Below are 12,270 nucleotides of genomic sequence, written 5' to 3' on the forward strand. Positions count from 1 at the left end.
CTGCCACATAGACCGGACCCCCTCGGACCCCAGAGCCGAGGGGGTCCTCCTGTGTGTCCGGTAAGTGCCCCAGCGCAGGATGGACGCAGTGAATGTACAGGAAACGTGCAATTTGGGAAGCCTTAGCACAGGATGCGTCAAAGGCGAATCATCGGCGTGTCGGCGGTTGCTAAGTTCCTCTCAGTGCTGGTGCAGGGCCAGCCTCCCAACTCGCTCAGGAGTCACCAATGCGTTCCATCCTCTCCAGCTTCGCAGCCCGTCTTCGCCGCGACCAGCGCGGCGCCACCGCCGTCGAATACGGCATCATGGTTTCCCTCATCGCCGTCGTGATCATCGTCGCGGTCACGATGCTCGGCGGAACCTTGACGGACACGTTCACCCAGGTGCAGTGCTCCGTTAGCGGCGGCAGCTACACCGCCGGTGCTGACGCCGGCGGAGGCACCTGCGGACCGTAGTTACCGCAGCCTCGGCACGGTTCTTCGGCCAATGACAGTGTGGTGGCGGCAGCATGCCGCCACCACAAAGTCGTCTCAGGCATCCATCGAGGGAAAGGCGGTCCCCCTGTCTAAGACATCCGAGCGGGGCGCCGTCGCGGTGGAATTCGCTCTCCTAGCCCCCGTCCTGGTCATGCTGCTGCTCGGCATCACGGAATTCGGCCGCGCTTACAACGCGCAAGTCACCCTCTCCAGCGCCGCCCGCGAAGGCGTCCGGGTCATGGCCATCGGCAACAGCCCAAGCGCCGCGCGAACGGCGACGAGGAACGCGGCCGCCTCGCTGAAACCTGCGCTGGCCGACACCAACATCACCATCAGCCCTGTCACCTGCACCACCGGAACCCAAGTGACGCTCAAGATCACATATTCGCTTTCCACGATGACCGGCATTGCAGGCCCGTTCACCATGGAGGGCAAAGGAGTCATGCTGTGCGGAGGCTAGGAATGACAACCGCCGACGGCGAGCGCGGCGCCATCAGCGTCCTCGTCGCAATCCTCATGGTCACCCTGCTCGGCTTCAGTGCTCTGGCGATCGACGTCGGGATGCTGTACACCGAGCGGACCCAACTGCGTAACGGAGCCGACTCAGCAGCCCTCGCCATTGCGCAGAAGTGCGCCCGGAACATCAACGACGCCGACTGCTCCACTACGTCAGCCCTCGCCCGGAGCCTCGGGAACAGCAACGCCCGCGACGGCGCGAGCAATATTGCGGACCTCGTACTGGACAAAGCGGCCGGCACCGTAAAGGTGACTGCCGGGGCGCAGGAAGCCGGGCAGGCGCCCAACCGCGTCTCCCTATTCTTCGCCAGGGCCTTGGGTTTCAACGACGCCACCGTAACGGCCGGCGCCGCTGTTCAGTGGGGCCGCCCGGTGGCGGGCCCGACGGCGTTCCCCATCGCCTTCTCCGTTTGCCAGGTGAAGTTTCACGTCGACGGCGGCATGCAACTGCTAGTAAGCCACGGCAGCAAGGCCGAGACGACCTGCAATTACGGGTCGTCTGGAGCTGTTGTCCCGGGCGGCTTCGGCTGGCTCAAGCGCAACTCGGGTACCTGTGCAGGAATCGTCAACGCCGCGGATTGGGCCCCCAGCGATCCCGGTAACAGCTATCCCGGCGTCTGCGATGACCAGTTGCGGGCCTGGGCCGCAGACATCACGGCCGGAAAGGAAGTCACTGTCCTGCTCCCGATCTTTGACCAGGTGGCCGGCACCGGCTCCAGCACTACGTACAAACTCATCTCGTTTGCGGCCTTCGTAGTAAAAGGTTGGAGCTTCAACGGCAACAAGTTCCCCATTACATTTCACAACAAGCCGCCCTCCGTCGATGCCGCATTGACTTGCGACGGCAGCTGCACCGGCATCATCGGCAGCTTTGTCCGATATGTGTCCCTGGACAGCGCCTACACCCTCGGGCCAGCCGAGGACTTCGGCGCCGGCGTCGTCCGGCTCACGCAATAGCACCACCGTCGCCGTACAGTCCACTAACCAGTTCAGGAGCAGTTTTTGAAGTCACGCTTATTGGCAGGAATCGCGGCCCTGGTGCTGGCCGTCGTCGGAGCCATCCTGGTAGTCAGCTACGCACAGGGAGCCGACAGCCGGGCTGTTCAGGGCCTGGAGCCCAAGGACGTCCTCGTGGTGTCAAAAGCTGTACCCGCGGGCACCTCGGTAGCGGCTCTGAAGGCTTTCGTTACCAGCCAGGAGCTTCCTGGAAAAGCTGTCTCGAAGTCGGCGCTCCAGAATCTGGACGGGCTTGCAGGCAAGGTCACCGCCGTCGAGCTCCTCCCCGGCGAACAGCTTGTCGCGGAGCGCCTGATCGCACCTGAGGAACTCCAGTCAAGCGGATCCGCGCAGATCCCGGACGGTCTGCAGGAGGTGTCCTTTCAGCTCGAACCGCAGCGCGTGGTCGGCGGCAGGCTGGTACCCGGTGACCACATCGGCATTTTCATCTCCTTCAAAAGCGGTGGCCTCGAAGCCAAACCGGAGAAGGAATCGACCCAGTTGACCATCCACAAGGTCCTGGTGACGGCCGTGCAGCGCGCCCCCGTAGCTACCCCGCCAGCGCAGCCGTCGGCGGACGGCACCACCGCACCGGCTGAAGACACCTCGCTCCCCACCGGTTCGCTGCTGCTGACTGTCGCCGTCAATGACGTCAACGCCTCGAAAATCATTTATGCCTCGGAGTTCGCCAGCCTGTGGCTGAGCAAGGAGCCCCTCAACGCCAAAGAGAGCGGGCCAATCGTGATGGAAGGAAGCAAGGTGTACAAATGAGCCGCTTTGTCCTGATATCCCCGAACACGGACTTTGATGCGCGCGTCCGCCAGGCGCTGGCCGGCGGCCTCCCGGGCAGCCTGCAGACCTTCGCATTCGTCAATCCCGCGAACCCTGCCGAGCTCTTCGCCAGCCTCAACCAGGAACGGCCCGAGGTCCTGATCCTGGGACCGGACGTGCCAGTCGAGGACGCCCTGCGCCTGGCGACAGTGTTCGACGTCCAGCTTCCCGAGCTCAGCGTCATCCTGGTCGGCGAGGCAGATCCGAACTTCATCCTGCTGGCAATGCGTGCCGGCATCCGCGACATCCTCAGCCCGGGAGCGGACCCCGCCCAGATCCGGGTGCTGCTGGAGCGGGCCTGCCAGTCGTTCGCCACCCGCAACCGGACCACGGCGGCCAGTCAGCCGGACAGCGCCAAGGGATTGGTGATCGGAGTCTTCTCCCCCAAGGGCGGGGTCGGCAAAACCACGATTGCCACCAACATCGCGATCGGGCTCGGCAAAGTCGCACCCATGGGCGTGGTGATCGTGGACCTGGACCTGCAGTTCGGGGACGTCGCCTCGGGCCTGTACCTGAACCCGGAGCACACCGTGACCGACGCCGTCTCGTCCGCGGCCAGCCAGGATTCCCTGGTGCTCAAGGCTTTCCTCACGGTCCACCCCGGCAGCATCTACGCCCTCTGCGCCCCCAGGACGCCCGAGGAGGCGGACGACATCACACCGCAGCAGGTCACCCGGCTGCTCGAACAACTGGCCGAACAGTTCCAGTACGTCGTCGTCGACACAGCACCCGGCCTCCCGGAGGTCGGGCTCGCCGCGCTCGAACAATGCACCGATGCCGTCTGGGTGACTGCCATGGACGTACCTAGCATCCGCGGGCTGCGCTCCGGCCTCGAAATCCTCCGGCGGCTCGATCTGCTGCCCGAGACCCGGCATGTGGTCCTGAACATGGCCGATTCCAAGTCCGGGCTCAGCGTCCAGGACGTCGAAGCGACCATCGGAGCGCCCGTGGACGTCAGCATCCCCCGGTCCAAGGCAGTCGCGTTCTCCACCAACCGCGGCATCCCGGTGCTTCAGGACGGGCGCAAGGATCCGGCCATCAAGGGACTGCGCCAGCTCGTCAACCGGTTCGACCCCGCCTGGCGCGCCACCGCCCAGAAGAAACTCCACCGTCGGGTGGTGGTCTAAGTGAAGCTTTCCGAGCGGCTCCGCTCCGCCGAGGGAACGGCCGCTGCCCCGCCGGCCGCGTCCCCGCTGTCAGTATCCCCGCTGACCGCGTCCCCGCCAACCGCGTCCCCGCTGAGCGGAAGCGAGGCGACGGCGGCACCTGCGTCCGCCGTCGTGCTCCAGAAAAGCAGCCACCCACCCTTGCCGGGTTTCCCTGAGCACCAGGAATCCCGCGCCCGGGGCCAGCAGCCCGTGGACGCTTTCGCGGCCCTCAAGCAGCGGGCCGCCACAGCCTTGTTCGAACGGATGGGAACCCGCTTCAATGATTCGGGGACCAAGGAAGAGGACCTCCGCACGTCGGCGCGGGAAGAGCTGACGCGCATCATCGATGCCGAACAGGTCCCCTTGTCCGCCGAAGAACGCTCGCGGCTGGTCCGCGACGTGGCCGACGACGTCCTGGGCTACGGCCCGCTGCAGCGCCTCCTCGATGATCCCGCCGTCACGGAAATCATGGTCAACCGGATGGACCAGATCTATGTGGAACGGAACGGCAAACTGACACTGACGGAGTCGCGCTTCAGTTCCGAGGACCACCTCCGCAAAGTGATCGAGCGCATCGTTTCCAAGGTGGGCCGGCGCATCGACGAGTCCTCGCCCCTCGTGGATGCAAGGCTCGAGGACGGGTCCCGCGTCAACGCCGTCATCCCGCCGCTCGCCGTCGGCGGTTCTTCGCTGACCATCCGGAAATTCAGCAAGGTGCCGCTGACCGTCCGGAACCTCATCGAGTTCGGCACGCTGACGCCGGAAATGGCGGAACTGCTGAACGCCTGCGTGAAGGCCAAGCTCAACATCATCGTCTCCGGCGGCACCGGCACGGGCAAAACGACACTGCTCAACGTCCTTTCCTCCTTCCTACCCCACGACGAGCGGATCGTGACGATCGAGGACGCCGTCGAACTCCAGATCCAGCAGGAACACGTGGTGCGGCTGGAAAGCCGGCCGTCCAACACCGAGGGCAAGGGCGAGGTCACCATCCGCGAACTGCTACGGAACTCCCTGCGCATGCGGCCGGACCGGATCGTGGTGGGCGAGGTCCGCGGCGGCGAATCATTGGACATGCTCCAGGCCATGAACACCGGCCACGACGGTTCGCTCTCCACCGTCCACTCCAACTCGCCCCGGGATGCCGTGGCCCGCCTGGAGACTCTGGTGCTCATGGCCGGCATGGACCTGCCGCTGCGCGCCATCCGGGAACAGATCGCCTCGGCCGTCAACCTGATCATCCAGATCTCCCGCCTGCGGGACGGCACCCGGCGGATCACCCACGTGACCGAAGTCCAGGGCATGGAGGGAGACATCGTCACGCTCCAGGACGCATTCGTGTTCGACTACGCCGCCGGCGTCGACGCCCATGGCCGGTTTCTCGGCAGGCCGGTCCCCACCGGCATCCGACCGCACTTTATCGACCGTTTCGAGGACCTGGGCATCTATGTCTCCCCCGGTGTGTTTGCCGCGCCGCTGACGCCGGCCGGAAGGGCGTGATCTGCCGATGACTCTGCTGCCCATCGGCGTCGGCCTGCTCTTCAGCGCCGTGGTGGTCCTGGGGTTCGTGCTGCTCGCCCCGGGCGGGGCGAGTGTCCCGCTGGACCGGCGCAGGCCCGTCCAGGGCCAGCCAGATTCGCAGCTGACGCGGTTCGCCGGCTCGGCCGTCCACTTGGTGGACGGATTCTTCACAGACCGCAAAGTCCGGCTATTCAACCGGGAATCGCTGGAACAGGCCGGCCTGCGCCTGGGCCAGGCCGACTTCTACGTCCTGCTGTTGGCCGGCTCAGTTGCGGGGGGCCTGGCTGGGTTCGTTGTCGGGGGGCCGTTGCTGGCGGTCCTGCTGGTGCTCCTGGCACCCGTCGTGGGACATCTGGTCATCGGCTTCCTGACCGGCAAGCGCCGCAACAAGTTCGATCAGCAGCTAGGTGACACTCTTCAGTTGCTCTCCGGCGGCCTCCGGGCCGGGCACAGCGTCCTGCGCGCCATTGACGCCGCGGCATCCGAATCGCAAAGCCCGACGTCAGAGGAGATGCGCCGCGTGGTCACCGAGACCAGCCTGGGCCGGGACCTCCTGGCCTCCCTCACTGACACCGCGGACCGGATGCGGAACGAGGACTTCATCTGGGTCGCCCAGGCCATCCAGATCAACCGCGAGGTAGGCGGGAACCTGGCCGAAGTCCTGGACCAGGTTAACGAGACCATCCGCGAGCGCAGCGAGATCAAGGGGCACATCAAATCCCTCGCAGCCGAGGGCAAGTTCTCCGCCTACATCCTCATGGCGATGCCGATCGGGATCGTGGTGATGCTGATGCTGGTCAATCCCGGCTACATGAACGCCATGTTCACGCACCCGCTGGGCTGGGGCATGATCGCCGCTTCCGTCATCCTCATGACCATTGGTGGTCTGTGGATGCGCAAGATCATCGATCTGAAGTTCTGAAGCGCCATGGCACCCGCCGTACTTCTTGCCATGCTGCTAGTGGCGTTGCCGCTCGGCTATCTCGCGTGGTCGCTGCTCTCCGTCGACCGCAGGTCGCAGCGCGCCGTCCAGGAGATCCTCGCCCTGGGCGCGGACCCTGCCGAACTCACGCAGCGCGAGCGCAGCAGCCTGCTGGAACGGTTCGGCTACCGGCTGACCCCCGCGGCCTACGTCCGCAAACTGGACAGGCTGCTGTCCCTCGCCGGGCGCCCCGCCTCGCTACCGCTGGGTCGCGTGCTCGCGGCCAAGCCGCTGCTTGGCCTGCCCAGTGCCTTGCTGGGTTTCTGGATCAGCTCCAACAGCCCGACACCGATCCTCAAGCTGGTGGGACTCTTTGTGCTCCTGCTGGGCTACTTCATCCCCGACCTCCTGCTCTACAGCAAAGGACAGGAGCGGCAGAAGACCATGCAGCTGGAACTGGCCAACACGCTGGACCAGATGCTCATCTCCGTGGAAGCGGGCTTGGGTTTTGAAGGCGCCATGGCCCGGGCGGGCGAGAACGGCAAGGGCCCGCTGGCGGAGGAACTGATCCGGACCCTGCAGGACATGCAGGTCGGGCGCAGCCGGCGGGAGTCCTACGTGGCACTGGCGGAACGGACCAACGTGCCCGAGCTGCGCAGCTTCGTCCAGGCGGTGGTCCAGGCCGACGCCTACGGCATTGCCATCAGCCGGGTGTTGCGGGTGCAGGCGAAGGTCATGCGGGTCAAGCGTCGGCAACGGGCCGAGGAGAAGGCCATGAAGTTGCCCGTCACGATCTTGTTCCCCTTGCTGTTCTTCATCTTCCCTGTGCTGTTCATTGCCATCCTGGGCCCGGCTGTCATCAACGCCATTGACACGTTTAGCGGCCAGTAGCAGCCGCTGTCACAGTCGAGTCCATAGCCCGCAATAGCGCCCGTGCTTGGTTCCCCCTCGGAAAGCCTCAGGGTTTCCGCAGGATAGACCGGGCTGTAAGGCATCGCCCCTATCAGCAAGTAGCGTGTTCACATGTCCCTTCCAAGCGCTTGCCCCGACGACGGAGACGCGAGCATTGCCCTCGCTCCCACAAACTCTCCCGGACAGCCGGTGCCTGCCTTCACGGCGTCCAGTGCGCCGGCGGCCCTCCCGGCGGCGCCCCCGCTTGTGGATCCGGCCGCGCTTCAGGATCTTGGTGCCCAGCTGGACAGCCCGGCCGTGGCGAAGGGTTTTGCGAGGGATTACACCCGGATGTGGGACCAGCGCTACCGCTCGCTGGCGTCGGCACTCGAGCGCGGGGATCTCGCTGGTTCGATGGACGCGGTGCTAAGCCTGAAGACGTCCTCGGCCATGGTCGGCGGCCTGCGCTTGGCCCAGCTCGCCGGCGAGCTGGAGAGCGCCCTCAGGGCCGGCGACATGGGCCATGCCTTGGCGCTCCTGCGTGTCGTTGCCGAGCGCGGCGGGGAAACTGTTGATGAGCTCCAGTTCAGCTACGTGCTGTGGGACAGCTAGGGCCGCCGGTACTGCTGCCCCCAACAGACGATCCGGGCGCCGGATACCGGACGCCGGACGCCGACCCGCCAAGCAGGCTACCGCGCCGGCGAAAGCCGGTAGCCCACGCCGCGGACGGTCTGCAGCCAGCGCGGTTGCACCGGGTCCTCGCCGAGTTTCCTTCGCAGGTTGCCGATATGGACCTCGACGGCGCGTTCGTCGGATTCGCTGATGTAGGCGTCGGCCCGGTAATAATCGCCCCGGACCACCCGCACCAGTTCGGTCTTGGACCGCACGGCGCCGGCGCCTTTGAGGAGGGCCTGCAGCAGGTCGAACTCGCTGCGGGTCAGGCTGATCGCCACCCCGTCGACGCTCACGGACCGGGTCTCGGGGTTCAGGTCCAGGCCGTTGTGGTGCAACACCGGGCTTTGCGACGGTGCCGGCGCGGCGACGGCCTCAGGACCGGATACCTGTGCGGTCCCGATGTCCTGCCGGGGCCGGCGCATCATGGCACCGACGCGGGCGCGCAACTCGCGGGGCCGGAAAGGCTTAGCCAGGAAGTCATCAGCTCCGGTATGAAACGCCGTCAGCGTGTCAAGTTCGTCGGTACGCGCCGTCAGCATGACCACGTAGGCGTCGCTGAACTGCCGGATACGGCGCAGCACTTCGAAACCGTCGATATCGGGAAGTCCGACATCCAGGGTGACCACGCTCGCCTCCCGCGCCCTGACGACGTCGACCCCTTCACGCCCACCGGCCGCCGAATGAACTTCGAAGCCTGCCTGGCTCAATACGGCTTCGACAAGGTTCCGGACATCTTCGTCGTCTTCTACTACGACGGCGACTCCCAAGTCGGTCATGGCCCCCCTCATGTGTCACGCTGCGCCGCCGTTCGCGAATGCGGCGGCAGCAATCTTTTCACCGGCCCCCACCGGCATTGCCAGAATACCCACCCTACGCGGCAAATTCCCGGCTGCTCGGTAATACAAATAGCAAAACTTCGTTTTGTGTCAAATTTACGTGACACAAGGTGTAAAACTGGAGCAACGGGAAGGGAGCGGGGCGTCTTTGCTTAGACAGCGGCTGATCCGCGGCGCGGATCGACACGGCAAGGCTCTGGGGCCGCGCGCGCGGGTCCTCGTGTGCCAGTTGCCGCTGGCCGTGATGATGGCTGGAGTCGTACTCGCTGCCCCGGCCGCGTGGCCCGGCCTTCCGGACAGCACCTTGTGCCGGTTCGCATTGGCGCTGCAGGCCGCGCTCCTTGCGGCCTGCGTCTTGGTCCCCTGGCACCGCTTTGGTCCTTTGGCGCCGCTCGTCGTCCCCGCCCTGGACCTGGTCGCGATCGGCCTGCTCCGGGACGGCACCTCTGCCGGTCTGCCGGATCCCGGTGTGCTTTCGGTCCTGCCGGTGGTGTGGATTTCGGCATCCCGCCTGTCCGCCGCCGGGAGCCTTTCACTGAGCTTCTCGGTGCCACTGCTGGCCGCCCTGCCCTGGCTATTTGCGGACGGCGCGGCGCCGCTGGCAGCCCGAACGGCCGAAGCCGTGCTGGTGCCGCTGATGATGCTTGCGGTCTCTCTGGCCATGCGTTTTGCGCGGGCGCGCCTGCGGCACGAGCGGTGGCGCACCGAGTCCAAGGAAGCCGAGCTGGAGGTTCTGCTCGCCGACAGCAGGGAACGCGAACAGCTCCTGAACACCATTCTTGACACGGTCGACGTCGGGATCGTGGCAGTCGACGCCGCTGGCCGGCGGCTCCTGACCAACAGCTGGCAGACCCAACTGGAGGCATCTGCGGCCACTGCCCACCGCTCTGCGGAGTCGGCGGCGGAGTCGCCAGAGTCTGCGGAGCTGCCGGCGGAAGACCAGCTGCTGCTGACCGGGCAGGACAGAAACACCCGGCTGCCCCTGGAGCGCCGCCCCATCCGCCGCGCGCTGGCCGGCGAGTCCTTTGCCGACTACCTTGTCTGCTTCGGCGAGGGGTCCGCCAGCCGTGTCCTCTCGACGGGAGCCCGGCCCCTCAAGGACGACGCCGGTGACTTCCACGGGGCGGTGGTGGTCTTCAACGAGGTCACCGGCCTAGTGGACGCCCTCGCGGCAAAGGACGAGGTGGTCTCCACCGTCTCCCACGAATTCCGCACACCGCTGACATCCATCATCGGCAACCTGGACTTGGTGCTCGCGGACACGGAGGGCCTGGACAGTCCGGTGACACGCCGTGTCGAAGTGGCGCAGCGCAACGCGGAGCGGCTCCTGGCCTTGGTGTCGGACCTTCTCATGTCCGCCAGCGCCGCAGTCCACGTCCATCCCCGCCGCACCGACCTCGCCGGGCTCGTGGAGGCCAGCCTTGGCTCGGCCCAGGCACAGGCACAGGCGTCCCGCGTCTGCCTCGCAATGGACGTCCCGGCCCCGCTCTGGGCCAACGTGGATCCGCTCCGGATCAGCCAGGCCCTGGACAACCTCGTTTCAAACGCGATCAAGTACTCACCCGACGGCGGGTCGGTGCGGATCTCCGCCAGCACTGCCGACGGCCTGGTGCGTCTCCACGTCGCAGACACCGGCATGGGCATGACCGCTGCCGACGCCGGGCGGGTCTTCACCCGCTTCTTCCGCAGCCCGGCCGTCCGCGACGGCTCCATTCCGGGCGCCGGCCTGGGGCTGTCCATCACCAAAGCCATCGTGGAGCGGCACGGCGGATCCATCTCCTGTCGCACCCGTCCGGGTCACGGAAGCACTTTTACTCTCGAGCTTCCCGCCGACGGTCCCCCGGCCGCCTTCTAGGCGACGGTCCGAGGTCGCCGGAAAGCTGCCAGATCGCCGGGAACTTCCGGCGATCTGGCAGCTGTTCGGCGATTTCGCCGAACATTCTAGGCGCGCAGGGCCCGGGTCAGTTCGGCGCGGGCCAGCATGCCGCTGGCCGTCGGGTAGGCCACTTCCTCGAGCACCAGCGGATGCGGGGCGGCCAGCACGGACTTGGCGTCCCGCTGCCGGGCGAGGAGCCGCTCGTAGAGCCAGCCCGGGGTCTCTATGCCCTCGCCCACGTAGAGCGCCGAGCCCACCAGGGAGCGGACCATGTTGTGGCAGAACGCGTCGGCCTGCACCGTGGCGACAATGACGCCGTCGGTGCCGCGGGCGAATTCGAAGCGCTGCAGTTCACGGATGGTCGTGGCGCCCTCGCGGGGCTTGCAGTACGAGCGGAAATCCTGCAGCCCGAGCAACGCTGCGGCGCCCTCGTTGAGGAGCCCGACATCAAGCGGTTCCCTGTGCCACAGGGTGGAGGCGCGTCCCAGCGGGTCCCACAGCGCGGGGCCGTCGGCGATCCTGTAGGAATACCGGCGCCAGAGGGCGGAGAACCGGGCATCGAAGCCTTTGGGCGCAATGCTGACCCTGTGCACCTCGATCGCCCCGCTGAGCTCGCCCAGGCCCCGGCTCAAGGCGCCTCGTATGCGGCGGAGCAGGGCAACGGCGGGATCAAGTTCAGCGCCCCGGTTCAGGCCCAGCCACTCCGCCTCGCTGAGGTCCAGGTGGACCACCTGCCCGCGGGCGTGGACGCCGGCGTCTGTGCGGCCGGCGACCGTGACGCGGATGGGGCGGCGGATCAGCAGCGCGAGCGCCTCCTCCATGACGCCCTGCACAGTGCGTAGGCCCGGTTGCACAGCCCACCCGCTGAACGGGCCGCCGTCGTACGCCACATCCATCCGGATACGCAAAAACCCGCCGCCCCCTAAGACGGGGGCAGCGGGTTTGAGCTCGTTCATAGACTTAAGTCTATAAGAAAGATTTAGCGAATTACTTCGCGTCCTTCTCGGACTCAACGGCTGCTTCCTCAGCGGCCGGAGCCTCTTCGGTCGCTGCGGCTTCAGTCTCAGCGACCTCAGCCTCGGGAGCCTCTTCGGTCTCGGCAACCGGAGCTGCCTCGGCCTTCTCTGCGTCCTTCTTGTCAGCGTCCCGCTGGGCAGCAGAGGTAGCCTCGGCTACAACGGCCTGCTTCGCGGAAACCGGCTCGAGAACCAGTTCGATGACAGCCATGGGAGCGTTGTCGCCCTTGCGGTTGCCGATCTTGGTGATGCGGGTGTAGCCGCCATCGCGGTTCTCCACTGCCTGTGCAATGTCGGTGAACAGCTCGTGGACGATGCCCTTGTTGCTGATCAGGCCGAGTACACGACGGCGGGAAGAAAGGTCGCCACGCTTGGCGAAAGTCACCAGGCGCTCGGCGTACGGCTTCAGGCGCTTGGCCTTGGTCACCGTGGTGGTGATCCGCTTGTGCTCGAAAAGTGCGGCGGACAGGTTCGCGAGCATAAGACGCTCGTGAGCCGCTCCGCCTCCGAGGCGCGGACCCTTAGCGGGGGTAGGCATAATAGTTTCTCCTCATTGGAAGCCGTTA

At 66.3% G+C, this 12,270-nt stretch carries 13 protein-coding genes; 10 read left to right on the forward strand and 3 right to left on the reverse strand.

Annotated elements, in window-relative coordinates; translation table 11 throughout:
- The first annotated feature begins 227 nt into the window (after positions 1-227).
- The 9 genes from M2428_RS12315 to M2428_RS12355 all read left to right on the forward strand — a co-directional run bounded on the left by M2428_RS12315 (position 228) and on the right by M2428_RS12355 (position 7,913).
- Complete coding sequence (locus tag M2428_RS12315; protein WP_277526259.1) at positions 228-455, forward strand: Flp family type IVb pilin; 228 nt, start codon at positions 228-230, stop codon at positions 453-455.
- Positions 456-561: 106 nt separating this feature from the next.
- A complete protein-coding gene (locus tag M2428_RS12320) occupies positions 562-936 on the forward strand; it encodes a TadE family protein (protein ID WP_277526468.1) in 375 nt (124 codons plus the stop codon).
- Positions 937-938: 2 nt separating this feature from the next.
- Positions 939-1,949, forward strand: coding sequence for a pilus assembly protein TadG-related protein (locus M2428_RS12325; RefSeq protein ID WP_277526260.1), 1,011 nt, complete (start codon positions 939-941; stop codon positions 1,947-1,949).
- 45 nt (positions 1,950-1,994) lie between these two features.
- Positions 1,995-2,759 carry an RcpC/CpaB family pilus assembly protein gene (locus M2428_RS12330; protein ID WP_277526261.1) on the forward strand — a complete coding sequence of 255 codons (765 nt, stop codon included), beginning with the start codon at positions 1,995-1,997 and terminating at the stop codon, positions 2,757-2,759.
- Positions 2,756-3,946 (forward strand): AAA family ATPase, encoded by a 1,191-nt coding sequence (locus tag M2428_RS12335; protein WP_277526262.1) that lies wholly within the window; start codon positions 2,756-2,758, stop codon positions 3,944-3,946. Before M2428_RS12330 ends, M2428_RS12335 begins: the two co-directional genes overlap by 4 nt.
- 180 nt (positions 3,947-4,126) lie before the next feature.
- Positions 4,127-5,467, forward strand: a complete 1,341-nt coding sequence (locus M2428_RS12340; RefSeq protein ID WP_277526469.1) for a CpaF family protein — start codon at positions 4,127-4,129, stop codon at positions 5,465-5,467.
- A gap of 7 nt (positions 5,468-5,474) precedes the next feature.
- Positions 5,475-6,410: a type II secretion system F family protein gene (locus M2428_RS12345; RefSeq protein ID WP_277526263.1), complete on the forward strand. Its 936-nt coding sequence runs from the start codon at positions 5,475-5,477 to the stop codon at positions 6,408-6,410.
- Positions 6,411-6,416: 6 nt separating this feature from the next.
- Positions 6,417-7,301 (forward strand): type II secretion system F family protein, encoded by an 885-nt coding sequence (locus tag M2428_RS12350; RefSeq protein ID WP_277526264.1) that lies wholly within the window; start codon positions 6,417-6,419, stop codon positions 7,299-7,301.
- A gap of 132 nt (positions 7,302-7,433) precedes the next feature.
- Positions 7,434-7,913, forward strand: coding sequence for an Hpt domain-containing protein (locus tag M2428_RS12355; protein ID WP_277526265.1), 480 nt, complete (start codon positions 7,434-7,436; stop codon positions 7,911-7,913).
- Between the two features lie 77 nt (positions 7,914-7,990).
- Here the strand turns inward: M2428_RS12355 and M2428_RS12360 are convergent, their stop codons facing one another.
- Positions 7,991-8,752, reverse strand: a complete 762-nt coding sequence (locus tag M2428_RS12360; RefSeq protein WP_277526266.1) for a response regulator transcription factor — start codon at positions 8,750-8,752, stop codon at positions 7,991-7,993.
- Between the two features lie 208 nt (positions 8,753-8,960).
- Here M2428_RS12360 and M2428_RS12365 point away from each other — a divergent pair, with 208 nt between their 5' ends.
- Positions 8,961-10,667 carry an ATP-binding protein gene (locus tag M2428_RS12365; RefSeq protein WP_346780749.1) on the forward strand — a complete coding sequence of 569 codons (1,707 nt, stop codon included), beginning with the start codon at positions 8,961-8,963 and terminating at the stop codon, positions 10,665-10,667.
- An 86-nt stretch (positions 10,668-10,753) separates the two neighbouring features.
- Here M2428_RS12365 and M2428_RS12370 read toward each other — a convergent pair whose 3' ends face one another.
- Both M2428_RS12370 and rplQ read right to left on the reverse strand, forming a co-directional pair.
- Positions 10,754-11,644 (reverse strand): tRNA pseudouridine synthase A, encoded by an 891-nt coding sequence (locus M2428_RS12370; RefSeq protein ID WP_277526267.1) that lies wholly within the window; start codon positions 11,642-11,644, stop codon positions 10,754-10,756.
- A gap of 31 nt (positions 11,645-11,675) precedes the next feature.
- Entirely contained in the window at positions 11,676-12,242 is a 567-nt protein-coding gene (gene rplQ, locus M2428_RS12375) for a 50S ribosomal protein L17 (RefSeq protein WP_277526268.1), read from the reverse strand.
- Between the last annotated feature and the right edge of the window lie 28 nt (positions 12,243-12,270).

This window comes from Arthrobacter sp. ES3-54 (genome assembly GCF_029504395.1).
In the GTDB taxonomy this organism is placed as follows: Bacteria; Actinomycetota; Actinomycetes; order Actinomycetales; family Micrococcaceae; genus Arthrobacter.

What these genes read in the sequence shown, in the direction of transcription:
- M2428_RS12315 (WP_277526259.1), top strand. Translation starts at nt 228, where the DNA reads ATGCGTTCCATCCTCTCCAGCTTCGCAGCCCGTCTTCGCCGCGACCAG.
- M2428_RS12325 (WP_277526260.1), top strand. Translation starts at nt 939, where the DNA reads ATGACAACCGCCGACGGCGAGCGCGGCGCCATCAGCGTCCTCGTCGCA.
- M2428_RS12335 (WP_277526262.1), top strand. Translation starts at nt 2,756, where the DNA reads ATGAGCCGCTTTGTCCTGATATCCCCGAACACGGACTTTGATGCGCGC.
- M2428_RS12360 (WP_277526266.1), bottom strand. Translation starts at nt 8,752, where the DNA reads ATGACCGACTTGGGAGTCGCCGTCGTAGTAGAAGACGACGAAGATGTC.
- M2428_RS12370 (WP_277526267.1), bottom strand. Translation starts at nt 11,644, where the DNA reads ATGAACGAGCTCAAACCCGCTGCCCCCGTCTTAGGGGGCGGCGGGTTT.
- M2428_RS12345 (WP_277526263.1), top strand. Translation starts at nt 5,475, where the DNA reads ATGACTCTGCTGCCCATCGGCGTCGGCCTGCTCTTCAGCGCCGTGGTG.
- M2428_RS12350 (WP_277526264.1), top strand. Translation starts at nt 6,417, where the DNA reads ATGGCACCCGCCGTACTTCTTGCCATGCTGCTAGTGGCGTTGCCGCTC.
- M2428_RS12355 (WP_277526265.1), top strand. Translation starts at nt 7,434, where the DNA reads ATGTCCCTTCCAAGCGCTTGCCCCGACGACGGAGACGCGAGCATTGCC.
- rplQ (WP_277526268.1), bottom strand. Translation starts at nt 12,242, where the DNA reads ATGCCTACCCCCGCTAAGGGTCCGCGCCTCGGAGGCGGAGCGGCTCAC.